This is a genomic window from Mesorhizobium sp. M7A.F.Ca.MR.362.00.0.0 (assembly GCF_004023175.1).
In the GTDB taxonomy this organism is placed as follows: Bacteria; Pseudomonadota; Alphaproteobacteria; order Rhizobiales; family Rhizobiaceae; genus Mesorhizobium.
In genome coordinates, this window is the sequence record NZ_RZTF01000463.1 from 2,468 (window position 1) to 4,603 (window position 2,136).

2 protein-coding genes are annotated in these 2,136 nt (G+C 57.7%); both read right to left on the reverse strand.

What is annotated here, in order from left to right; translation table 11 throughout:
* Window positions 1–219: 219 nt before the first annotated feature.
* Window positions 220–720: an AAA family ATPase gene (locus tag EOC06_RS41040; protein ID WP_206631310.1), complete on the reverse strand. Its 501-nt coding sequence runs from the start codon at window positions 718–720 to the stop codon at window positions 220–222.
* A gap of 400 nt (window positions 721–1,120) precedes the next feature.
* On the reverse strand, window positions 1,121–2,136 hold a 1,016-nt coding region (locus tag EOC06_RS33060), incomplete at its 5' end, for a type IV secretory system conjugative DNA transfer family protein (protein WP_128309770.1).

Genomic DNA, 2,136 nt, shown 5'->3' on the forward strand with positions numbered 1-2,136 from the left:
CGGACGCGGAAATAGTTGCTGAACAGGACGAATACCGGCAGGGCCTTTCGTAGCACGCCCAGCGCAGCACTCCATCGCAGCGAGTATCTGCAGCGAGCAAGGAGCCTGTCGTATCGCTCCTCTTCCTTGGTATCCGCTTGATCGACAAGCGGGTAGAATTTTTCTAGCCAAGCAATCAAGCTCGTCGCGAGATCGTCGAAAATCCAGAAATTCCCGCTCTTATAGTTCGCTAGGTAGGACAACCTCAAGCTCTTTACTAGGCAGTGGTTCCCCTTCTTTTTGTCGACCATCAACGTGGGCGGCAAGACGGGCGAGATCCTTTTTCAATTCGTCGGTAGTGGCTCTGGCCTGGATGCCTTCAAGGTCATGCCACCACGAGTTGTCGAGGCGGCGTGTGAACACGTAGGTGGCGGGCTGAAACTCCGGTTCGAGCGCTTGCTTGTCTGCAGCCTCTAGTTCGAAATGAGCTACCGCAACGCTGATTTTTGAAGGCTCCGCGCGCTTAGCCGTGATGTCATTGTAATCGCCACGAGGATAGTCGCGAAGAGCATCGAAACCACCAATCCCCGACGGTGCGTTTATCTGTTGGAGGGCCTTAAGTAGCGCCGACTTGCCGGCTTCATTAGGGCCGACGAGAATGGTTTTATTCGGCTCAAAATCAATCCACCCGGAATCCTTGACGCTCCGATAGTTAGTTACCCTCGCTTTTTTTAGTCTCATCTGCATCTCCCCCACGCATCGACAAGCCTACTGTATACGATGCTCTTTTTTCAAAGAGAATGGCTGCAGACTCGACGCCGGTGAATAACAATTTTGAGGGCCGGGCCCTCCGCCGTAGAGCCATTCTCCAAACTGCCCCTTTGGCAATTGAAGACGATCGGTGCCGGTTACGCTGGGGTCACAAAGCGCAACATGAACGCGAGCGGACTACGCTGTCGCCCGTTTGAACAACCGAGATCACCAACGCATGGAATCAGCTTCTGGGGTTTCGCCATCACTGCCGAGGGGCTTCTACGGGATGATGTCTGGATAACGAAATCGATCAGTGAGCATGACTTCTTCCTGGGCCGCAGCGTCGAAAGCGACCGGGGCCGTTGCGCCCAGGGATCGACAACGCCTACTACTCGTCCACAATGTCCGGCAAGGCGTCCGCGATGACGCTTAAATTGCGGTCGAACGTCTCGGGGTCGGTCGACTGCGGACGGAAAGATTTGGCCTTAGCAAGAATGGCCGCAATCACGGCCTCTTTTTGTGGCGAGATCCTGGTCGACGCTGCCCGGGCGGCCAAAGCCGAAAAGTCGACAGCCTGTGGCGCAACGGGCGCCGCCGTTGCCGACGGGATATGGGTCGCCTCAAGCTCATCCTTTTGCGCGGCGGGCAAGCGACGGCGAGCGACTGGCCGCTCGGCGCGTCCAATTTTTGCAGCGAACGTCGCACCGCGCTGCAGCCGCGACTGTGTGATGCCGGAGCGGTAGCGTGGCCCGACCGGCACGATCGACTGGACGGACGGAGAGGGGAGGGCGGCGGCGGCAGCGACTGGTTTGGCGTGCTTTGCGTTCGCCCTTTGCGGGAGCGTCATGAACGCCAGCTTGGAGAGCTCCCGATCAGCGAAATAGAAATTGCGAGTCGCAAGGATTGCATTTTCGCCGCGCGGCAGAATGACGACCTTGTTCTTGTCCATGGTGCGAATTTCGTCCGGACGCATCAGCGGCCGACGCACTTGCTTGCTGTGAACGGAGCGCGTGTAATAGGTGTCGAAAAGGCTGGCCTGCGTCCTGGTGACGTCCTTCTGGGGTTCGGACGTTTCGCCTATCTGCTCGGAGACGTAGCGCAGATCGTAGGTCTCCTGGGCGCCGAAGAAGATCTGGACTCGGGCAGCGTTGATCAGCGTTTCGCGGCTTTCTTTGCGGTAGATCTCGTCGACCGACTTGAGCGACTGCACGAAGAACCACATCGGCACGCCGTGGCCGCCAAGGACGGTGGCCATGTCCGTGACCTTCTCAAGCTTGCCGAGGTTCTGAAATTCATCGAGCAGAACAAGCACCTGGTGCTCGCCGGGGCGTGGAATGGATTCGGACATGAAGTTCATCATCTGCGTGATGAGCACATTGAAAAGCGGGCCTAGTGAGGCCATCT

Bases quoted from the DNA above. Each gene is read 5' to 3' on its own strand.
- EOC06_RS41040 (WP_206631310.1), bottom strand. From the start codon at position 720: ATGAGACTAAAAAAAGCGAGGGTAACTAACTATCGGAGCGTCAAGGAT.